Annotated in this window: 18 protein-coding genes; 12 read left to right on the forward strand and 6 right to left on the reverse strand. The window is 74.7% G+C overall.

Annotated features, from left to right (window positions below; translation table 11 throughout):
• Window positions 1-38: 38 nt before the first annotated feature.
• The 4 genes from ACRB68_RS29570 (at window position 39) to ACRB68_RS29585 (ending at window position 3,726) form a co-directional block, all read left to right on the forward strand.
• The gene (locus ACRB68_RS29570) at window positions 39-641 is read left to right on the forward strand and encodes a TetR/AcrR family transcriptional regulator (protein ID WP_153538326.1); all 603 of its coding nucleotides are present in this window, start codon (window positions 39-41) and stop codon (window positions 639-641) included.
• On the forward strand, window positions 638-2,191 hold the full coding sequence (locus tag ACRB68_RS29575; protein WP_153538328.1) for a glycerol-3-phosphate dehydrogenase/oxidase: 1,554 nt from the start codon (window positions 638-640) through the stop codon (window positions 2,189-2,191). Before ACRB68_RS29570 ends, ACRB68_RS29575 begins: the two co-directional genes overlap by 4 nt.
• Window positions 2,192-2,340: 149 nt before the next feature.
• Complete coding sequence (locus tag ACRB68_RS29580; protein WP_153538330.1) at window positions 2,341-3,246, forward strand: sucrase ferredoxin; 906 nt, start codon at window positions 2,341-2,343, stop codon at window positions 3,244-3,246.
• Window positions 3,247-3,429: 183 nt separating this feature from the next.
• A complete protein-coding gene (locus ACRB68_RS29585) occupies window positions 3,430-3,726 on the forward strand; it encodes a WhiB family transcriptional regulator (protein WP_081640018.1) in 297 nt (98 codons plus the stop codon).
• A 157-nt stretch (window positions 3,727-3,883) separates the two neighbouring features.
• Here ACRB68_RS29585 and ACRB68_RS29590 read toward each other — a convergent pair whose 3' ends face one another.
• The 3 genes from ACRB68_RS29590 to ACRB68_RS29600 form a co-directional block, all read right to left on the reverse strand.
• Entirely contained in the window at window positions 3,884-4,537 is a 654-nt protein-coding gene (locus ACRB68_RS29590; RefSeq protein WP_153538332.1) for a phosphoribosyltransferase, read from the reverse strand.
• 77 nt (window positions 4,538-4,614) lie between these two features.
• Window positions 4,615-5,577, reverse strand: coding sequence for a phosphotriesterase family protein (locus tag ACRB68_RS29595; protein WP_153538334.1), 963 nt, complete (start codon window positions 5,575-5,577; stop codon window positions 4,615-4,617).
• 55 nt (window positions 5,578-5,632) lie between these two features.
• A complete protein-coding gene (locus ACRB68_RS29600) occupies window positions 5,633-6,616 on the reverse strand; it encodes a YihY/virulence factor BrkB family protein (RefSeq protein WP_328594942.1) in 984 nt (327 codons plus the stop codon).
• 665 nt (window positions 6,617-7,281) lie between these two features.
• Between ACRB68_RS29600 and ACRB68_RS29610 the strand changes: the two genes are divergently transcribed.
• The 3 genes from ACRB68_RS29610 to ACRB68_RS29620 all read left to right on the forward strand — a co-directional run bounded on the left by ACRB68_RS29610 (window position 7,282) and on the right by ACRB68_RS29620 (window position 10,588).
• The gene (locus tag ACRB68_RS29610; RefSeq protein ID WP_328594943.1) at window positions 7,282-8,934 is read left to right on the forward strand and encodes a nitrite/sulfite reductase; all 1,653 of its coding nucleotides are present in this window, start codon (window positions 7,282-7,284) and stop codon (window positions 8,932-8,934) included.
• A 206-nt stretch (window positions 8,935-9,140) separates the two neighbouring features.
• The gene (locus ACRB68_RS29615; RefSeq protein WP_328594944.1) at window positions 9,141-9,851 is read left to right on the forward strand and encodes a phosphoadenylyl-sulfate reductase; all 711 of its coding nucleotides are present in this window, start codon (window positions 9,141-9,143) and stop codon (window positions 9,849-9,851) included.
• 5 nt (window positions 9,852-9,856) lie between these two features.
• The gene (locus tag ACRB68_RS29620; protein ID WP_407924319.1) at window positions 9,857-10,588 is read left to right on the forward strand and encodes a sirohydrochlorin chelatase; all 732 of its coding nucleotides are present in this window, start codon (window positions 9,857-9,859) and stop codon (window positions 10,586-10,588) included.
• Between the two features lie 93 nt (window positions 10,589-10,681).
• On the opposite strand, the gene ACRB68_RS29625 is transcribed toward ACRB68_RS29620, so the two are convergent.
• On the reverse strand, window positions 10,682-13,423 hold the full coding sequence (locus ACRB68_RS29625; RefSeq protein ID WP_207709857.1) for a SpoIIE family protein phosphatase: 2,742 nt from the start codon (window positions 13,421-13,423) through the stop codon (window positions 10,682-10,684).
• Window positions 13,424-13,565: 142 nt separating this feature from the next.
• Here ACRB68_RS29625 and ACRB68_RS29630 point away from each other — a divergent pair, with 142 nt between their 5' ends.
• On the forward strand, window positions 13,566-13,802 hold the full coding sequence (locus ACRB68_RS29630; protein WP_153538342.1) for a hypothetical protein: 237 nt from the start codon (window positions 13,566-13,568) through the stop codon (window positions 13,800-13,802).
• On the opposite strand, the gene ACRB68_RS29635 is transcribed toward ACRB68_RS29630, so the two are convergent.
• Window positions 13,799-14,413: a TetR/AcrR family transcriptional regulator gene (locus tag ACRB68_RS29635; RefSeq protein WP_153538344.1), complete on the reverse strand. Its 615-nt coding sequence runs from the start codon at window positions 14,411-14,413 to the stop codon at window positions 13,799-13,801. The genes ACRB68_RS29630 and ACRB68_RS29635 overlap by 4 nt on opposite strands.
• 152 nt (window positions 14,414-14,565) lie before the next feature.
• Here ACRB68_RS29635 and ACRB68_RS29640 point away from each other — a divergent pair, with 152 nt between their 5' ends.
• Entirely contained in the window at window positions 14,566-16,065 is a 1,500-nt protein-coding gene (locus ACRB68_RS29640; protein ID WP_153539279.1) for a flavin-containing monooxygenase, read from the forward strand.
• Window positions 16,066-16,096: 31 nt separating this feature from the next.
• Window positions 16,097-16,360: a hypothetical protein gene (locus tag ACRB68_RS29645; protein ID WP_153538346.1), complete on the forward strand. Its 264-nt coding sequence runs from the start codon at window positions 16,097-16,099 to the stop codon at window positions 16,358-16,360.
• Window positions 16,361-16,378: 18 nt separating this feature from the next.
• On the opposite strand, the gene ACRB68_RS29650 is transcribed toward ACRB68_RS29645, so the two are convergent.
• Window positions 16,379-17,062 (reverse strand): DUF1707 SHOCT-like domain-containing protein, encoded by a 684-nt coding sequence (locus ACRB68_RS29650; RefSeq protein ID WP_153538348.1) that lies wholly within the window; start codon window positions 17,060-17,062, stop codon window positions 16,379-16,381.
• A 118-nt stretch (window positions 17,063-17,180) separates the two neighbouring features.
• Here ACRB68_RS29650 and ACRB68_RS29655 point away from each other — a divergent pair, with 118 nt between their 5' ends.
• Together ACRB68_RS29655 and ACRB68_RS29660 are read left to right on the forward strand one after the other, a co-directional pair.
• Window positions 17,181-17,780, forward strand: coding sequence for a TetR/AcrR family transcriptional regulator (locus ACRB68_RS29655; protein WP_153538350.1), 600 nt, complete (start codon window positions 17,181-17,183; stop codon window positions 17,778-17,780).
• Window positions 17,777-19,405 carry an acyl-CoA dehydrogenase family protein gene (locus ACRB68_RS29660; protein WP_328594945.1) on the forward strand — a complete coding sequence of 543 codons (1,629 nt, stop codon included), beginning with the start codon at window positions 17,777-17,779 and terminating at the stop codon, window positions 19,403-19,405. The genes ACRB68_RS29655 and ACRB68_RS29660 overlap by 4 nt, the downstream gene beginning before the upstream one ends.
• Window positions 19,406-19,409 lie beyond the last annotated feature (4 nt).

The raw sequence follows: 19,409 nt of genomic DNA on the forward strand, positions 1-19,409 counted from the left end.
TCGCCTTGAATCGTCGTCATGGGTTTACACTGTGACACATGACGTCGATTCGTCACAACAGAACCGCGGACGACTCCGTGCTGGACGCCGCACGCGACTGCGTGCTCGCCGTCGGGGTGCGCCGGACCACGCTGACCGACATCGCCCGCCGCGCCGGGGTCTCCCGGATGACCCTCTACCGCCGCTGGCCCGACGTCCGCACGATCGTCGCCGACCTGATGACGCGCGAGTGGACCGCCATCGCCGCCGAGGTCGCCCCCGGGGCCCGCGAGGGCGCCGGCACGGTGCGCGAGCGGGTGACCGGCGCGCTGGCCGAGGGCGTGCGCATCTTCCGCGAGCACCCGCTGCTGCGCAAGATCCTCGACGTCGACCCCGAGCTGCTGCTCCCCTACGTGCTGGACCGGCGCGGCGCGACGCAGGACGCGTTCCTGGGGCTGTTCGAGGAGGGGATCCGGGCGGGCCACGAGGACGGCTCGATCCGCCCCGGCGACCCGGTGCTGCAGGCGCGCGCGCTGCTGCTGGTCGTCCAGTCCTTCGCCCTGTCGGCCCCGACGATGACCGAGGACGCCGATCCCGCCCTGTCCTCCGGCGCGTTCGACGGCGAACTCCGCCACATCATCGAGAGGACGCTCGCACCATGACCGCCCCCCGCCCCTCCCGCTCCTCGCTGAACGCCGCGCGCCGCGCCCGCGAGCTGGCCGAACTGCCCGGCGAGGTGGTGGACGTCCTCGTGGTCGGCCTCGGCGCCACCGGCGCAGGCGTCGCGCTCGACGCCGCCGCGCGCGGCCTGTCGGTCGCCGCGATCGACGCCCACGACCTGGCGTTCGGCACCTCCCGCTGGTCGTCCAAGCTGATCCACGGCGGCCTGCGCTACCTGGCCTCGGGCCAGGTGGACGTCGCGCACGAGAGCGCCGTCGAGCGCGGCGTGCTGATGGAGCGCACCGCGCCGCACCTGGTGCGCGCGCTGCCGTTCGTGCTGCCGCTCACCCCGCTGGTCTCGCGCGGCCAGGCCGCGCTCACCCGCACCGGCCTGCTCGCCGGGGACGCGCTGCGCCTCGCCGCCCGCACCCCGCGCGCCCTGCTGCCCGGCCCGCGCCGCCTGTCGGCGGTGGAGACGCTGCGGCTCGCCCCGGCCCTCCGCCCGCACGGGCTGCGCGGCGGCCTGCTGTCGTGGGACGGGCAGCTGGCCGACGACGCGCGCCTGGTCACCGCGATCGCCCGCACCGCCGCCGCGCACGGCGCCAGGATCCTCACCCGGGTCCGCGCGCTGGAGCTGTCCGGCGACGGCGCGCTGGTCCGCGACGAGCCGACCGGCGAGCAGACCACCGTCCGCGCCCGCGTCGTGGTCAACGCCACCGGGGTGTGGGCGGGCGGCCTGGTCGACGGGATCTCCCTGCGCCCCTCGCGCGGCACCCACCTGGTCGTGCGCGCCGAGAGCCTGCGCGGCGTCACCGCCGGGATGCACGTGCCGATCCCCGGCGCGGCCAACCGGTTCGTGCTGGTCATCCCGCAGGGCGACGGCCGCGTCTACATCGGCCTCACCGACGAGCCGGCCGACGGCCCGATCCCCGACGTGCCCGAGCCGACCCCGGTCGAGACCGGCTTCCTGCTGGACATCCTCGGCACCGTCCTGGACGAGCCGGTCCGCCGGGAGGACGTCGTCGGCGCGTTCGCGGGGCTGCGGCCGCTGCTGGACGACGCCCGGGGCAGCACCGCCGACATCTCCCGCCGGCACGCGGTGCTGACCTCGCCGGGCGGCGTCGTCACGGTCGTCGGCGGCAAGCTCACCACCTACCGGCGGATGGCGCAGGACGCCGTCGACGCCGCGATCACCGCCGGGGGCCTGACCGCCGGGCCGTGCCGCACCGCCCGCATCCCGCTGGCCGGCGCCGCCCCGCACGCGGAGCTGGCCCGGCTGGACGCGCCGCGCCGGCTCGTCCAGCGCTACGGGGCCGAGGCGCCGCTGCTGGCCGCGCTCGGCCGCGAGGACGCCGCCCTGATGGAGCCGGTCGCGCCCGGCCTGCCCGTGCTAGGTGTGGAACTCGCCTGGGGGGTACGCCATGAGGGAGCGCTCGACGCGGCCGACCTCCTGGACCGCCGGACCCGCGTCGGGCTGGTCGGCGCGGACCGCGCGGCCGCGCTGCCCGCGGCGCGGGCCGTCCTGGAGGCCCACCGGCCCGCCATGACGTGACCAAGCGCACATGGCGGCCGCCCCGCGGCGGCGGGCAGGATGGCGAAGATCGCCTCGGGCTATGAGGTGTGTCACCCGCGATGGCCGTGCCGCTATCGATTAGGTTAACCTAACCTAATTCGCGAAACGCGAGGTCACAGGGGGTTCTTTTGACGCGCCGCAACAGCTGCGACCACTGCCCGGGGAGTCACTCCGGGGCGCGGGCGTGCCTGGCGAGCGCCACCGTCAAACCCCGCGCCTGGCTGCTCCTGGAGCATCCCGGCCCCTGGCCCGAGCGGATCGAGCAGCTCACCGGTCCCGCGCCGATCGCCGCGGCCGTCCAGGCCGCGCTCGCGGCCGGGGTACGGCCGCAGCTGATCCGCCGCACCGGCCGCCGCCGCGGCGTCCCCCCGGTGCAGGTCTACGCGGCCTACTCCGAGGGCGACCGCGTCTGGATGGAGGGCCGCGAGCTCACCGATCCCGGCGGGCTGGCCGAGCTCGACCTGGCGGCCCTCGCCGCCGGGCGCAGTCCCGGCCTCGGCGAGCGCGTCACCGACCCGGTCCTGCTGGTGTGCACGCACGGGCGCCGCAACGCCTGCTGCGCCCGCACCGGCGCCCCCCTCGCCCGCGACCTGGCGGCCCGGTTCGGCCCGCTGGTGTGGGAGACCACCCACGTCGGCGGCGACCGGTTCGCGGCCAACCTGGTGTGCCTGCCCGCCGGGCTCTACTACGGCGAGCTCGGCACCGCCGAGGCGACCGCGGCCGTGGCGGCCTGCCTGCGCGGCGAGATCGTCCTGGAGCGGTTCCGGGGCCGGGCGGGGCTGCCCGAGCCGGCGCAGGCCGCGGAGCACTTTGTGCGCGCGCACTCGGGCATACTGGAGATCGGCGCGGTGACCGTGGAATCGGTCACCGGGACTTCTCCGTACGAAGCGGTGGTTTCCGCTCGCGGAACCCGTTACCGGGTGGTCGTGGAAGACGCCGAGCAGGCCGCCGGCTGCGGCCCGGACTGCGGTGAGAACCACGGCTCCTACATTGTTAGGGACCTCACCCTTCTCAACGAGGCAGCCCTCGTGTAATCTCCATGAGGCCCCATTCGAGGGCCTCGCGTCGCACGACCCCAGGTTTCCGGATCACCGGACGGGGAACAGAGCGACAACTCTAGACGTTGGACCATTCGGCGCTTCGGCCGCATCCGTGACGAAGCACGTCATGCGTCCATGTCCGCAATTGCTCAGCAAACAATCAAGGATGGGTGTTCCATGGCTCAGGTACGTCGGCAGGCAAACCTCCCTCGTCCCAGCTGGGGCTGGCAGGACGCCGCGGCGTGCCGGGGAGAAGACCTCGTGCTCTTCTTCGGCCCCGACGGCGAGCGCCAGCCCGAGCGCGAGATCCGCGAGCGCAAGGCCAAGCAGATCTGCATGGGTTGTCCCGTCCGCTCCGAGTGCCTGGACTACGCGGTGTCCCGGCCCGAGAAGTACGGCACCTGGGGCGGCCTGAACGAGGACGAGCGCGCCTCCGAGCGTCGTCGCCGCATGCGCCGCGCCAACGCGGCCTGACGCCTTCGGGCAAGCCCTCACCGGCCCCCGCGCGTCCCCCGGCACGCCACTGGAATAAAAAACGTCACGGCCCCGCATCGCGGGGCCGTTCGCGTTCCCGCGAGCAGGCCCCCGCAATACCGCATCACTTACCGGTGCGGGGGTTATTCACGGGAATTCATACATCTTCTTTTCGGCGGCCGAGCCGCGCCAGGACATCGGCGTCGGTGAGCTGATCGAAGTCGCCGTACCACTGCCCGACGGCGTGGAAGGATTCCGGCTCGGCGACGGTGACGATCTCGTCCGCCTCGCCCGCCAGCGCGCCCACCGTGGAGCGCGCGGCGACGGGCACGGCGAGCACCAGCCGGGCCGGTCCGCGCGCCCGTACGGCCCGCAGGGCGGCGCGGGCGGTGCCGCCGGTCGCCAGGCCGTCGTCCACCACGACCACCGCCCGGCTCCGGACCTCCGGCAGCGGGCGCCCGCCCCGGTAGACGCGGACGCGGCGGTCCAGCTCGGCCCGCTCGGCGGCCACCGTGCCGGCCAGGTCCCCCGGCACCAGGCCGAGCCGGCGCAGCAGGCCGTGGTCGAAGACGGGCTCGCCGCCCTCGGCGACCGCGCCGACGCCGAGCTCGGGCGAGGGCGGATAACCGATCTTGCGGGTCACCAGGACCTCCAGCGGGCCGCCGAGGCGGTCCGCCACCTCGCGGGCCACCGGGACGCCCCCGCGCGGCAGCGCGAGCACCACGGCGCCCTCCAGGCCGAGCGGCGCGAGGCGCCCGGCGAGCCGCCGGCCGCCCTCGGCCCGGTCGGCGAACGGCAGAATCACGGACATGGCCGTCACCCCCTCCGGGGGAGGAGCCCTACCCGTTTTCCCCCGGAGTGACCGGGCAGGCCGTCAGGGCGGGCCGGTCACTCGCCCCCGGTGCCGGTGAGCCAGCGCAGCGGGTTGTCGTGCAGGATCGCGGTGATCGTGGCCTCGTCGGCGCCCGCCGCGCGCAGCGCGGGCACGAAGACCTCGAACAGGTGGCCGTAGCCGAGGCCGCTGTAGCGGGTGATCTGCGTCATCCGCGACACCCCGGTGCTGAGCAGCACCCGGCCGGCGTGCCCGGCCTCCAGCAGCTCCATCACGGCCCGCACCCGGGCGCCGAGCGCGACGGGGTCCTCCCCCGCCAGGCCGAGCGAGCCGAACGAGACGTAGGCGCCGTTCTCGGCCATCTTGCGGGTGGCGGCCGGGTCGTCGGCCAGGTCCTGCCGCCCCACCGCGACGCGGTGCGGGGCCAGGCCGGCGGAGGTGAGGATCTCCAGCTGGGCGAGGCCCGGGCGGCCGTAGGTGGCGACCGACAGGCCCGAGTAGCGGGCGGCCTGGGCCGCGGCGCGCAGGCAGCGCTCCTCGTCGGCGGTGGGCGTCTCGCCCCAGGTGCCGATCTCGCCGATCACGCCGGGCAGCGCGTTGGTGCCGTCCATGCCGAAGCCGATCTCGGCCAGCAGCCGCTCGGCCAGCTGGGGGACGTCGGCGTCGCGGACGAAGGCGGGGTGGAAGGGCTCGGTGAAGAAACCGGTGCCGGCCACCACCGCGACCCGCGCGCCCGCGCCGATCCGGGTGAGGGCCGAGGCGTCGCGGCCCATCCCGGCGCAGGTGAGGTCGACCACCAGGCCGAGGCCGTGGTCCTCGCGCAGCGCGGCCAGCTCGGCGGTGACCGGCTTCTCCTCGTCCAGCCAGCGGCGGGCGTCGGAGTCCACCTGGGCCGGGCGGGCCGGCCAGCGCAGGTCGAGCCGCAGGTGCTCGTGCGCGAGCACCGGACCGGTGACGGCGGAGGTCGGGATGGTGCCGGTGACGGTGCGCAGCCGACCGGTCTCGTCGCGAGGGGTCATACCAGGCGAGATTACGACACGTTGGGTATCAGCAGAGGGGAAATGGGGGCGGATTTTACCCTTCGCCCTGTTTCGGGCGGTCTCGGCCCGCACGCGCCCGGGCCGTCCCCGCGCTCGGCCACCGCCGGTCGATCTCGGCGTTCAGCGCGGCCCCGATCAGCACCGCCAGGGCCGCCACGTACAGCCAGGCGAGGACGGCGATCGCGGCGGCCAGCGACCCGTACACCGACACCCCGCTCAGCGACCCGGCGAGGTACAGGCGCAGCGTGACGCTGCCGACGACCCAGATGAGCAGGGCCACGACGGCGCCGGGGATCTCCCGCCACCACGAGGTGCGCACCGGCACGCTGTGGTGGTAGAGCAGCGCCAGGAGCAGCACCGACAGCGTCACCAGCACGGGCCAGTACAGCACCTGCACCAGCCCGGCGCTCCCGGGCAGCGCCCGGCGCACCAGGGCGGGCCCGGCCACCAGCAGCGGCAGCACCACCACCATGACCAGCAGGCCGACCAGGTAGAGCACGAACGCGCGCAGCCGGGTGCGCACCACGCCGCGCACGCCCGACAGGCCGTAGGCGATCGTGATGGTGTCGACGTAGACGTTGGTGGCGCGCGACCCGGCCCACAGCGAGATCAGGAAGCCCACCGACACGATGTCGGGCCGGCCGCCCTTGATCACGTCGTCGATCAGCGGCACCACCACCGTGTCGACGGCCGGGGCGGTCAGCAGCCGCTGCGCCTGCCCGATCACCCAGCCGCGGATGTCGCCGACGGTCTCGGGGCCGAGCGCGCCGGTGAAGTGGCCCATGGTGCCGACCAGCCCGATCGCCAGCGGCGGCAGCGACAGCAGCGCGAAGAACGCGGCCTCGGCGGCCAGCCCGGTGACCCGGTAGCGGAACGCGGCGACGGCGGTGCGGCGGACCAGCGACCAGGCCACGGCGAGCATCCGCCGGGCGCCGGGCAGGCCGGGCCGCGGCCGCAGCCGGACCCGCAGCCGGGCGGCGGTCCACCAGGGCCGGTCGCCGTCCGAGACGGTGGTCACACCGCCCCACGGTAGGGCGTACGGCGCCCGGAACGCTGCACTACGTCCATTTCCGTGTTCCCGTTCCGCGCGTCGCCCCGCTGATGTGCCCGCATGACCCGCTCCCCATACCCGTTTCGACGTGCCGGGCCGCGTTCCGGCCCATGATCGTTACCGGTCCGGCCGGGTCCGGTCGCCGCGCACCCGCCCGCATCGGTGACAATGGGAGGGTGATCTGCCAAGCGTGCCGCGAGCGCCGCCACGACGACTGCCGTGGCGGTTCCTGGTGCGACTGCCAGCACCAGCCGCCGCGCACGGGGCGGGACGCCCCGGACCAGGACCGCCCGGCCGGGACCGAGCCGCCGGTGAACTGGAAGCGGCAGGGATGACGGTTATCACGTGTCCGCATGCCGGACAGAACTGGACAGCCCTCGGAACCGCATGTCAGAGTGCACGTATGACCGCTGTGGACCCGCTGCTGGTGATGCGCCGGCACGTCGACTTCCTCCGCGTCCGCAGCGCGATCTGTCTGTGACGCCCCGACCACGCCCCTCCGTTCTCTAGGAACGGACGCGTGGCGCATCGGCGTCACCGTTGACATCCTCCTGCTCAGCGCCGAGCCGGCTGTTGAAGGCTGCCGGTGCGCCGCGCGTACCTCCCACCCGACCCGGATTAGGACGCGCGCCGTGCCACCTGCGACCCAGCGCAAGCGGGGCGAGGGCCAGTGGGCCCTCGGCTACCGTGAGCCGCTCAACAAGAACGAAGAGACCAAGAAGAACGACGACGGGCTGAACGTCCGCCGCCGGATCATCGACATCTACTCCAAGGCGGGCTTCGACTCCATCGACCCGGCCGACCTGCGCGGCCGGTTCCGCTGGCTCGGGCTCTACACCCAGCGCAAGCCCGGCATCGACGGCGGCAAGACCGGCTCGCTGCCCGACGAGGAGCTCGACGACCGCTACTTCATGCTGCGGGTGCGCATCGACGGCGGGCAGCTGAGCGGCCCCCAGCTGCGCACGATCGCCGACATCGCGGTGAAGTACGCGCGCGGCACCGCCGACGTGACCGACCGGCAGAACATCCAGTACCACTGGATCCGGGTGGAGGACGTGCCCGCGATCTGGGAGGCGCTGGAGGCCGTCGGGCTGTCCACGATGGAGGCGTGCGGCGACACCCCGCGCGTGATCATCGGCTGTCCGCTGGCCGGCATCGCCGAGGACGAGGTGCTGGACGCCTCCCCGCAGATCACCGAGGTCTACGACCGCTTCATCGGGTCGCCGGAGTTCTCCAACCTGCCGCGCAAGTTCAAGACCGCCTTCAGCGGCTGCACCGCGCACTGCACCGTGCACGAGATCAACGACGTGGCGTTCGTCGGCACCGTGAACGAGGCGGGCGAGGCCGGCTACCAGGTGTTCGTCGGCGGCGGCCTGTCCACCAACCCGATGTTCGCGCAGAGCCTCGGGGTGTTCGTCCGCCCCGAGGAGGCCGCCGACGTCTGGAAGGGCGTCATCTCGATCTTCCGGGACTACGGGTACCGGCGGCTGCGGCACCGCGCCCGGATCAAGTTCCTGGTCGCCGACTGGGGCGCGGCCAGGTTCCGCGACGTGCTGGAGAAGGAGTACCTTGGGCGCGCGCTGCCCGACGGCCCCGAGCCCGCCGCGCCGCTGCCGCGCCGCGACCACGTCGGCATCGGCAGGCAGCAGGACGGGAACTTCTACGTCGGGTTCGCGCCGCGCGTCGGCCGGCTGAACGGCGAGCTGCTCGGCCAGATCGCCGACCTGGCCGAGGAGTACGGCTCGGGCCGGGTGCGCACCACCGCCGAGCAGAAGATGATCATCCTGGACGTGCCCGGGGACCGCACCGAGGCGCTCGCGGACGCGCTCGGCGCGCTGGACCTGCAGGTGCGCCCGTCCACCTTCCGCCGGCACGCGATGGCCTGCACCGGCATCGAGTACTGCAAGCTCGCGATCGTCGAGACCAAGCAGCGCGCGATGGACCTGGTGGACGAGCTGGAGAAGCGGCTGCCGGACTTCGACCAGCCGCTGACGATCAACGTCAACGGCTGCCCGAACGCCTGCGCCCGGATCCAGGTCGCCGACATCGGCCTGAAGGGCCAGCTGGTCGTGGACGAGAACGGCGACCAGGTCGAGGGCTTCCAGATCCACCTCGGCGGCCAGGTCGGCGCCTCGTTCGGCAAGAAGGTGCGCGGGCTGAAGACGACCTCGGCCGACCTCACCGACTACGTCGAGCGGGTGGTGCGCCGCTACGACGAGCAGCGCGCCGAGGGCGAGTCGTTCGCCGACTGGACCCGCCGCGCCGACGAAGCCGACCTGAAGTGAGCGCGCCCGGAGCGCCCGGGCCCGCAGCGATCGAGGGGATCAAGGAATGAGCGAGCGTGCCGCGCCGTTCTACTGCCCCTACTGCGGTGACGAGGACCTCGTCCCGCGCGAGGAGGAGGGGGCGTGGTTCTGCCGTGACTGCGTCCGCTCCTTCCGACTGAAGTTCCTCGGTGTTGGAGCCCCCCAACAGAGCAAGGAGACCCCCGGTGACACTGCTGGAGACCGACAGACCGACCCTGGATCTTGAGGACATCGTCGCATCGGCCGCGCACGCCCTGGAGGGCGCGCCCACGCTGGAGGTCATCCGGTGGGCGGCGGCCACGTTCGGCGACCGGATCTGCCTGACCTCCTCCATGTCCGACGCGGCGCTGATCCATCTGGTGTCGAAGGTCAAGCCCGGCATCGACGTGCTGTTCGTCGACACCGGCTACCACTTCGCCGAGACGATCGGCACCCGGGACGCGGTGGAGGCCGTCTACCCGGTCAACGTGATCAACGTGACGCCGTCGCGGACGGTGGCCGAGCAGGACGCCGCGCTCGGCCCGCGCCTGCACGGCCGCAACCCCGACCTGTGCTGCCACCTGCGCAAGGTGGAGCCGCTCGGCAAGGCGCTGGAGGGCTACATGGCCTGGTTCAGCGGCATCCGCCGGGACGAGACGTCCTCCCGCCGCGACCGCAAGGTGGTCGAGTGGGACCGGCGGCGCGGCATGGTCAAGGTGAACCCGATCCTGGACTGGACGCAGGAGCAGATGGACGACTACATGGCCGACAACGGCGTGCTGGTCAACCCGCTGCACTACGACGGCTACCCCTCGATCGGCTGCGCGCCGTGCACCAGCCCCGTCGCGCCGGGCGAGGACCCGCGCAGCGGGCGCTGGGCCGGGATGGGCAAGACCGAATGCGGCATTCACCTGTGACGCCGATGGTGGCGGTGGCGCACGGGAGCAGGGACCCGCGCGCCGCCGCCACCGTGGCGGAGCTGCTGGACCGGGTCCGGGCGCTGCGCCCGGACCTGCCGGTGCACGCCGCGTTCCTGGACCACGCCGCGCCGGCGCCCGCCCGCGTCCTGGCCGCCCTCGCCGGGGACGGGGCGGGCGCGGCGGTCGTCCTGCCGCTGCTGCTGACGGCGGCCTACCACAGCAAGAGCGACATCCCGGGCGTGCTCGCCCAGGTCCGCCGCCGGCACCCCCGGCTGGACCTGCGCACCGCCGCGACGCTCGGCCCCGACCCGCTGCTGACGGCCGCGCTGGAGCGCCGGCTGGCCGAGGCGGGCGTGCCGGCCGGCGACCCCGGCACCGCGGTCGTGCTGGTCTCGGCGGGGTCCTCGGACGCGTCGGCGAACGCCACCGTCCAGACGATGGCGCGGCGGTGGCGCGCCCGGGGCTGGCGCGGCGTCGTCGCGGCGTACGCGTCGGCGTCCCGGCCGACCCCGGCGGAGGCGGTCGCGGCCCTGCGCGACGCGGGCGTCCCCCGCGTCGCGGTCGCCTCCTACTTCCTGGCGCCCGGGTACTTCGCCGACAAGGTCCGCCGGGAGACCCTGGCGGCGGGCGCGTACGCGGTGTCGCCGGTCCTCGGCGCGGCCCCGGAGATCGCGGAGCTGATCCTCAAGCGCCATGCCGAGGCACTGGCCCACCAGGATTCTGTGGCCGTGTGAGGGGGCGCCCCCCACGCCCCCCGGTCCGGTTCGGTCCTCATCCTCACTCCGCTGGCGCTCCGCTGCGGTGAGCACCGCCCGGCTGCTGCCGGCTCAGGCGGGTGGAAAACGCATCAGCAGGAGGGTGACGTCGTCGTCCTGGCTCTCTTCGGGGAGCATCGCGGCGAGGGCGCCGTCGGCGATGTCGTCCAGCTTCGGGGAGGTGCGCGAGGCGGCCGTGAGGGCGCGGCGCAGCAGGTCGACGCGCACGTCGATGTCGGTGCGGGGCGTCTCGACCAGGCCGTCGGTGTACAGGGCGAGCACGGTGCCGGCCGGCAGGGCGAGCGCGGCCTGCCGGTGCCGGACGCCGCCGACGCCGAGCGGGACGCTGATCGGCGCCGCCACCTCGCTCACCGTGTGGCCGGGGCGCAGCAGCAGGGCGGGCAGGTGCCCGGCCGAGCAGACCTCGGCGCGGCCGCGGGCCGGATCGGCGACCAGGTAGCAGCAGGTGACGAACTGGTCGGGCAGCTCGGCGACGACCTCGTCCAGGGCGTTCATCAGGGCGGCGGGCGGCATGCCGGTCTTGGCGAGGGCGTGCGCGGCGGCGCGCAGGTGCCCCATGACCGCCGCGGCCTCCAGCCCGCGGCCCATGACGTCGCCGACGAGCACGCCGGTGCGGCCGCCGGGGAGCGCGACGATGTCGAACCAGTCGCCGCCGACGCCGGCGCCGCTGGTGGCGGGCCGGTACCGGAACGCGGTGTCGGCGCCGGGCGGCGGCTGCGGCATCTCCATCAGGCTGCGCTGCAGGGTCAGCGCGATGTGCCGCTGCTGCTCGTACAGGTTCCGCAGCTCGCGCTCGGCGCTCTTGCGCGCGGTGATGTCGTGGGCGCTCTTGCAGATGCCGACCACGGCCCCGCTCGCGTCGTGCACCGGCCAGACGGTGAGCTCGACGTCGATGCGCTCGCCGTCGCGGGTGAGCCGCTCGGTCTCGAACGGCGGGACGCGCTCGCCGGTGAGGACGCGGGCGAACATCTCGGCGGCGCCCGCGCGGCGGCCCGGCGGCACCAGCATCTCCGCTGGGCGGCCGATGGCCTGCTCGGCGCCGTAGCCGTACAGCCGGCGCGCGCCGCTGTTCCAGTAGGTGATGGTGCCGTCGGGCGCGCAGCCGACGAGGGCGACCTGGCTGGACTCGGCCATGGTCGCCAGCTCGGTGAGCCGGCGGTCGGCCGCGCGCCGGTCGGTGACGTCGCGGACGGCCGCCGAGACCAGCACGCCGTCCTCGGTCTCCAGCGGGCTGAGACTGATCTCGACGGGGAACTCGGTGCCGTCGCGGCGCAGCCCGGTCAGCCCGGTGAGGCCGGCGCCCATCGGCCGGGTCCGCGGGTCGGTCAGGTAGGCGTCGCGGCGCGCGGGGTGGCGTCCGCGGAACCGCTCGGGGACCAGCATCTCCACCGGGCGGCCGAGCAGCTCGGCGCGGGGGTGGCCGAACATCCGCTCGGTCTGGGCGTTGACGAGCTCGATGACGCCGGCGGCGTTGACGATGACGACGGCGTCGGGCGCCGACTCCAGCAGGTGCCGGTACCGCTGCTGCAGCCGGCGCCGCTCGCGGTGGGCGCCGGCGCGCGCGGTGACGTCGGTGGCGACGACGCAGAGCGCGTACGGCCGGCCGGCCGCGTCCAGCAGCGGGAAGCGGGTGATGAGGTGGCGGCGCGTCCCGTCGGCGCCGGCGAGGGACTCCTCGGACTGGACCGGCCGCCGGATCCGCAGCGCCCGCCGGTCCTTGCGCTCCCCCTGCTCGGCGGCCTTCGGCGCGAACAGCTCGTGCGCGGTGCGGCCGAGGACCTGGTCGCGGGGGCGGCCGGACAGGCGCTCGAACTCGGCGTTGACGGCCAGGTAGCGGCCCGCGGGGTCCTTCATGTAGATGACGGCCGGGGTGAGGTCGAGCAGCTCCTGCAGCCGGGCGAAGTCGGCGAGGGCGCGTTCGGCCTGGTCGCGCTCGGCCTCGATCCGGCTCGCCAGGGCCAGCGCGCCGAAGCCGAACGCCACCAGCACCACCAGGTGCCCGAGGACCTGCAGCGCCGCGGCCGGCCGCTCGCCGTAGAGGCCGGCGTCCTGCCCGGCCAGCACCAGCCGGCCGAGCAGCGGCGGCACCAGGACGGTGGGCACCAGCGTCCAGCGGCCGAGCAGCGCCGTGCTGCCCGGCCGGGTGACCAGTCCGGCCAGGCCCTCCTCCGGGCGGGCCAGGAAGGTCCCGGCGCCGAGCAGCAGCAGCGCGAGCGCGGTGCCGAGGACCGCCGTCGCCGGCTGCCCGAGCGGTTCGGGCTCGGGCACCCGGTAGCCGAACCCGAGCAGGCGCACCAGCCCGAGCAGGGCGACCAGCAGCGCGAGGACCTGCGCGGCGGGCGCCCGCCGGCGGCGGTCCCCCGGCCCGGCGAGCAGCAGCAGCGCCGTGCCGAGCAGCACCAGGCAGCCGGCGGTGCCGGGCGTCATCCGGCCGGGGCCGGCCTGCTGGCCCGCCAGCGCCGCGGCGCCGATCGCCGCGGCGGCGGCCGCGCAGCCGCGGGGCCAGCGCTGCCGGCGCCGCCCGGTCAGCGGCAGCGCGACCGCGAGCAGCAGCAGCGCGACGGCCGTGCCCGGCTGGGTCGCGATCGGGCCGGTGACCGGCCGCAGTGCCGCGCCGCCGGGCCACAGGCCGGCCGTCCCGGCCACCGCGAGCGCCCCCGCGCCCGCCCCTGCCAGCCGGACCAGCCGCCGGCAGGCGGGCGGCGCCGGGACGGACCGGACCCCGTCCGGTCCGCCCCCGCCGCGCCCGCCGCGGCCGCCCGTCGCCCGGGGCGGGCTCGCCACTGCCCCCATGACCCACCTCGCCCCGCCGAGATCTGTGATCACCATCTGTGACGCTGTCGCGACGGTAACCCCATCGACCCCCTCGCGACCGGCGACTTCGCAAATTGGCATGGTCCCGGTGTGATCGTCTCCGGGCGGGTAGGGACGTCCCATGAGCAACAGCGACGATCTCGGCCACGCGCCCGAGCACCCCGACGACGAGTTCTTCGCCCCCGTGACGCAGGGCGGCGACGCGACCGGCGGCACCACGTCCGCCTACGAGGACGAGAAGGACACCGAGGACCTCAGCGGGACGGGCGTCCCGGGCGTGCGGACCGACCGCGCCGACACCCTCCCGCCCGACCCCGAAGGCGTCGCCGAGGCCGAGCGCACGGACGACAGCCGCTAGCCCTCGTCCGGCGGGCCGGTGGCGGCGTCCAGCAGCAGCCGGACCGTGTCGGGCAGGGCGCGCGGGGACAGCCCGGGGTCGATCGCGCGGCGGATGCCGAGGCCGACGCCGAGGCTGAGCAGGGCGTCCGCCAACTCGGCCGCGGGCAGCGGCAGGGCGACGCCGCGGCGGCGCGCCTCCTCCTCCAGCAGGAGCCGCAGCGCCTTGGACCAGTGGCGGCCGCCGCCCGCGACCCGCTCGCGCAGGGCCGGGTCGCGGCGGGCGGCGTGGATGGCGAACTCGGCCTCCAGCAGGGTCCAGCCCGGGTCGCCGATGGTGCGCTCGGCCCAGCCGGTGAACACCGCGAGGCGGTCCTCGTCGCTGCCCTCGCCGAGGAACGCCTGCGTGATCAGCGCCACCTGCTCGGCGCGGACGGCGTCGATGACGGCCTGGCAGAGCTCGTCCTTGGTGCCGAAGTTGGAGTAGACGGCGCCCTTGGAGAAGCCCGCCGCCTCGGCGACCTTCTCCAGCGAGGTGGCGTGATACCCGTCACGCAGGAACAGCCGGCGGGCCGTGGCGAGCAGCAGCTCGCGCGTGCGCGCCTGGCTCTCCGCCCTGGTCAGTCGTGCCATCCGCGTCCTCGCCGCCCGCCGGAATCCGGATACTCACGGTATCCGCGGGCTCCCCTCCCCTTCAACCCGTACCGGCGAGCACCTATTGACGTCGCGTCCAGCTGCTGAATACCTTCGGTATCCCGATCGAGGCGGAGGGGCAGGCGATGTCGATGAGGCCCGACCATGAGGTGCTCGTCGTCGGGGCGGGGTTCTCCGGGCTGTGCGTCGGGATCGAGCTGCGCCGCAAGGGCGTGCGCGACTTCGTCATCGTGGACGCGGCGCCGGACGTCGGCGGCGTGTGGCGGCACAACACCTACCCGGGCGTCGCCGTGGACGTGCCGTCGGCGACCTACTCCTACTCCTTCGAGCCGAACCCCGGCTGGACGCGGGCGTTCGCGCCCGGCGCCGAGGTGCGCGCCTACGCCGAGCACTGCGCCGGCAAGTACCGGCTGCGGCCGCACCTGCGGCTGAACACCCGGGTCGAGGCCGCGGACTTCGACGAGGGCGCCGACCTGTGGCGGGTCCGCACCGACGGCGGCGAGATCACCGCGCGGTTCCTGGTGTCGGCGGTCGGCCCCCTCGACCAGCCGAAGAACCCCGCCATCGCGGGCCTGGACTCGTTCGCCGGCGCCGTCGTGCACACCGCGCGCTGGGACCACGGCCTGGACCTGGCCGGCAAGCGCGTCGCGGTGATCGGCACCGGCGCGTCCGGCCTGCAGGTCATCCCCGAGATCGCGGAGCGGGCCGCGCACCTGGACGTCTACCAGCGCACCCCGATCTGGGTCTTCCCCAAGATCGACTTCGCGGTGCCCAGGGCGGTGCGGCTGCTGTTCCGGGTCGCGCCGCCGGTGCAGCACCTGGTCCGCTACGTCACCGCGGCCGTGTCCGAGGCCATCATGGTGCTCGGCATCGTGCACTACAAGAAGGCGCCGTTCCTGGTGCGGGCCGTCGAGGCGATCTGCCGCGCGCACCTGCGCCGCCAGGTGCCCGACCGGGCGCTGCGCCGCCGGCTGACTCCGAAGTATGCGTTCGGCTGCAAGCGGCCCTCGTTCTCCAACCGGTACTACCCCGCCTTCATGCGCGACGACGTCGAGCTGGTCACCGAGGGCATCGAGAGGATCACCCCGGCCGGGATCGTCACCCGCGACGGCCGCGAGCGCGCGATCGACGTGCTGGTCCTGGCCACCGGGTTCCGCACGCTGGAGATCGGCGCGATGCCGCCGTTCCCGGTGACCGGTCTCGGCGGCGTCGAGCTCGGCGCGCACTGGGACGCCCACCGCTACGCCAACTACGAGGGCGTCGCGGTGCCGCAGGCGCCGAACTTCTGGCTGCTGAACGGCCCCTACAGCGTCACCGGCGCGTCCTGGTTCTCCATCCTGGAGGCGGGCGCCACCCACGCGGTGCGCTGCATCGCCGAGGCGCGGCGGCGCGGCGCGCGGCGGATCGCCGTCAAGCAGGGCCCGCACGACGCGTTCACCGCGGACATGCGCCGCCGGATGAAGGGCACGATCCTGGCCCAGCCGAGCTGCGCGTCCGCCAACAGCTACTACTTCGACCGGCACGGCGACTCGCCCTACGTGCGGCCGCAGTCCGGCCTGTACGTGTGGCGCCGCAGCCGCACCTTCGACCTGGACGACTACGCCTACACGTCCGGGACTGTGCTGCACTAGACGATCACACTGCCCGAAAGGAAGTACCTCCATGTCCCTTCTCCGCGCCGCCGGGCTCGTCCTGGCCGCCACCGGTGCCGCCCACTTCGCCGCCCCGAAGGCGTTCGAGCCGATCTCCCGGCTGCCCTTCCCGAACGACACCGACGCCTGGATCAAGCGCAACGGCGCGACCGAGCTCGCCCTCGGCCTGGCGGTGTCGCTGAAGAAGACCCGCAAGATCGGCGTGGCCGGCACCGTCGCCTACACCGCCTGGCTGGGCGCCCGCGTGGCGGGCGGCCTGAAGAACGCGTCCTGACCCCGGGGGCGGGGCCGGTCAGCGCCGGTCCCGCTCCTCCCGCCCGGACGCCGTCAGGCGGCGGACCGGGCCGTGGTGCTCGTCGTCGACGATCTGGACGTCGCCCATCACCGCGTGCGCGCGGACCCGCACGATCGGGACGCGCCGCCCGGCCGCGGCCGCGCGGGTGAGCACCCGGCGGTCGCCGAGCACGGCGTAGCCGGTGAGGTCGACCGCGACGCCGTCCGGCACGATGATCTTCACGTCGCCCATCACCGCGGTCGCGGTGATGACGATCTCGCCCGAGGGCACCTGGGCGCCGCGCAGGTCCAGCACCACGTCGCCCATCACCGACAGGGCCTCCAGCTCCTGCTCGACGCGGCCGGTGATGCGCTCGGTGCAGTCCCCCATGATGGCGGTGAAGCGGCGGCGCACCTGCGCCGGCGCCGGGTCGGCCAGCGGCGCGCCGACGCCCGGCAGGTCGCCGGTGATGCGCTCCAGCTCGCCCCGGGTGACCGCCGCGTAGGCGGCCTCGGTGCGCTCGGTCAGCTCCTCGAAGGTCAGCCGCCCCTCCACCGAGGCGACCCGGAGCCGCTCGACCACCGCCTCCCGCTCGGCGTCGGAGGCGCGGACGCGGCCGGCGTCCGGGACGGCGGTGACCGGAGGGGGCCCGGCGGGCCGGACCGGTGCGGGCCGCCCGGGCTGCGGGGTGGGCTGACTCATGGTTTCGAAGGTATGCCCCCGGCGCGCGCGAACAATCCGCCGCGCGGACGAGATGCCACCTCCGCATTCAGGAGGACGGGCTTGCCAGCAAGGAATGAACTGAGGTTCAATCCTTGTCATGGCCTATCGGAGGACGCCCGGCGTGCAGGCGCGGCTGACCGCCTCGCGCGAGCGCGTGCTCGCCGCCGCGCTGGAGCTGGTCGCCGAGCACGGCTACCGGGGCTGCTCGGTCACCGCCGTCGCCGAGCGCGCGGGCATGGCGACCGGCAGCGTCTACCGGCACTTCCCGGCCAAGGCCGACCTGGTCGCCGAGGTGTTCCGCACCGCCTCGCAGCGCGAGGTGGACGCCGTCGCCCGCGCGGCGGCGCTCGAGGGCACCGCCCGCGAGCGCGTCGCGGCGACCGTGCGGACGTTCGCCGGCCGGGCGCTGCGCGCGCCCCGCCTCGCCTACGCGCTGCTCGCCGAGCCCGTCGACCCGGCGGTGGAGGCCGAGCGCCTGGTGTTCCGCCGCGCCTACGCCGACGTCATCGCCGCCTACGTCGCCGAGGGCGTCGCCACCGGCGAGCTGCCCGCGCAGGACCCCGCCCTCAGCGCCACCGCCCTGGTCGGCGCGATCGGCGAGGCCCTGGTCGGGCCGCTGCAGGCCGGCGCCATCGGCCCCGAGACCGTCCCCGCCCTCATCCTGTTCGCCCAGCGTGCCCTTGGAGTGCAGCCGTGACGACCCACGAAGTGTTCAACCAGGTCCCCCCGCTCGCCGGCCACGACCTCGCCGACGACGCCGCGCTCCTGGACGGCCTGGCCCGCGAGGGCGCCGGCTGGGCCGCGCCCGAGGTGCACGAGCTGGGCGTCCTCGCCGGCACCGAGCGGGCGCAGGAGTGGGGGCGCCTCGCCAACGAGCACCCGCCGGTCCTGCGCACCCACGACCGGTACGGGCACCGCGTGGACGAGGTCGAGTTCCACCCGGCCTGGCACGAGCTGATGAACGTCGCCGTCACCCGCGGCCTGCACGGCGCCCCCTGGGCCGACGAGCGCGAGGGCGCCCACGTGGCGCGCGCGGCCAAGTTCTACGCCTGGCGCGTCGACGCCGGGCACGGCTGCCCGATCTCGATGACGTACGCGGCCGTCCCCGCCCTCCGCCAGTCCCCCGAGCTCGCCGCGCGGTACGAGCCGCTGCTCGCCAAGACCGAGTACGACTTCGGCCTGCGCGCGCCGCTCACCAAGAACGCCCTGCTGGCGGGCATGTCGATGACCGAGAAGCAGGGCGGCTCCGACGTCCGCGCGAACACCACCACGGCCACCGCGCACGCCGACGGCACCTACCGCCTGGTCGGCCACAAGTGGTTCACCAGCGCGCCCATGTGCGACCTGTTCCTCACCCTGGCGCAGACCGCCGGCGGCCTGACCTGCTTCCTGGTCCCCCGCGTCCTGCCCGACGGCACCCTGAACCCGCTGCGCCTGATGCGGCTGAAGGACAAGCTCGGCAACAAGTCCAACGCCTCCTCCGAGGTCGAGTACGACAACGCCGTCGCCTGGCGCGTCGGCGACGAGGGCCGCGGCGTCCGCACCATCATCGAGATGGTCAACATGACCCGCCTGGACTGCGTCATCGGCGCCGCCGCGGGCATGCGCCAGGGCCTCATCACCGCCGCGCACCACGCCGCGCACCGCAAGGCGTTCGGCGCGTACCTGATCGACCAGCCGCTCATGCGCAACGTCCTGGCCGACCTGGCGGTCGAGTCGGAGGCGGCGACCGTCCTGATGACCCGCCTCGCCGGCGCCACCGACCGCTCGGTGCGCGGCGACGCGTCCGAGTCGGCCTTCAAGCGCCTCGGCCTCGCCGTCAGCAAGTACTGGGTCTGCAAGCGCTGGCCGGCCCACTCCGCCGAGGCCCTGGAGTGCCTGGGCGGCAACGGCTACGTGGAGGAGAGCGGCATGCCGCGCCTGTTCCGCGAGTCGCCCCTCAACTCCATCTGGGAGGGCTCGGGCAACGTCGCGGCGCTCGACCTGCTGCGGGCCATGGCCAAGGAGCCGCAGGCCGTCGAGGCGTTCTTCGGCGAGGTCGCGCTCGCCGCCGGCGCCGACGCGCGCCTGGACGCCGCCGTCACCGAGGTCAAGGACTCCCTCACCGACCTCGCCACCATCGAGCTGCGCGCCCGCCGCATCGCCGAACGGATGGCCCTGGTCCTGCAAGGCTCGCTGCTGGTCCGGCACGGCCACCCGGCCGTCGCCGACGCCTTCTGCGCCACCCGCCTGGCCGGCGACTGGGGCGGCGCCTACGGCACCCTCCCGGCCGGCCTGGACCTGGCCCCCATCATCGAGCGGGCGACCCCGAAGATCCCCTGACGCG

Source organism: Actinomadura macrotermitis (assembly GCF_009604375.1).
In the GTDB taxonomy this organism is placed as follows: Bacteria; Actinomycetota; Actinomycetes; order Streptosporangiales; family Streptosporangiaceae; genus Spirillospora; species Spirillospora macrotermitis.